Source organism: Streptomyces katrae, from assembly GCF_000966975.1.
Classification (GTDB): Bacteria; Actinomycetota; Actinomycetes; order Streptomycetales; family Streptomycetaceae; genus Streptomyces; species Streptomyces katrae.
On sequence record NZ_JZWV01000104.1, the window covers coordinates 1 to 896 of the forward strand.

1 protein-coding gene and 1 pseudogene are annotated in these 896 nt (G+C 76.7%); both read left to right on the top strand.

From position 1 onward, the window contains the following. A partial coding sequence (locus VR44_RS05590) for an FAD-dependent oxidoreductase (RefSeq protein WP_045946240.1) occupies positions 1–629 on the top strand: 629 nt, incomplete at its 5' end. A gap of 1 nt (position 630) precedes the next feature. After that, positions 631–896, top strand: a pseudogene (locus VR44_RS05595) (nitrite reductase (NAD(P)H)); the annotation flags it as partial.

The following is an 896-nucleotide window of genomic DNA, read 5'->3' on the forward strand; positions in this document are numbered from 1 at the left end:
GCGGGGCGGGGAGACGGCTCCGCGCAGCGGCCACCGGCACACCGCCCGGCCAGGGCCACCGCGTCACCGGGGTGGAACTCGCGGACGGCTACCGCCTGGCGGCCGACGTCGTCGTCCTCGCCTGCGGCGTCCGCCCCCGAACCGGACTCGCCCGGGCGGCCGGCCTGGAGGTCCGCAAGGGGATCGTGGTGGACGACCGGCTGCGCACCAGCGACCCGTACGTCCACGCCATCGGCGACTGCGCCGAGCACGCCGGCCGGGTGTACGGCCTGGCCGGCCCCGCCCTGGAGCAGGCCGACGCGCTCGCCGCCGTCCTCACCGGCTCCCCGACGGAGTACACCGGCACCCGCGCCCTGACCCGCCTCACCCTCGGCGGCGCCGGCCGCCCCCTCGACCTCGCCGCCTTCGGCGACCCCACCCCGCTCCCCGGCGACGACGTGGTCCGCCTCGCCGACGCCACCCGCCGCACCTACCGCAAGGTCGTCCTGCGCGGCGGCCGGCTCGTCGGCGGGGTCCTGCTCGGCGAACTCTCCACCGTGGGCGCCCTGGCCCGCACCTGGGAGGGCGAAGAGTCCCTGGACGCCCCGCACGACACGTTCCACCTGCTCACCGACGACGGAGGCCACTGAGATGACCGAGCCCCTGCCCGCGATCGTGCTCATCGGGCACGGCATGGTCGGCCAGCGCTACCTGGAGGCGCTCGCCGAACGCGGGGCCACCGCCACGCACCGCGTCACGGTGCTCTGCGAGGAGCCCCGGCCCGCCTACGACCGGGTGCACCTCAGCTCGTACTTCTCCGGCAGCAGCCCCGAGGAGCTCTCCCTCACCCCGGCCGGCTTCATGGCGGAGCACGGCATCGAGCTGCACCTGGGCGACCCCGCCGAGTCCGTCGACCG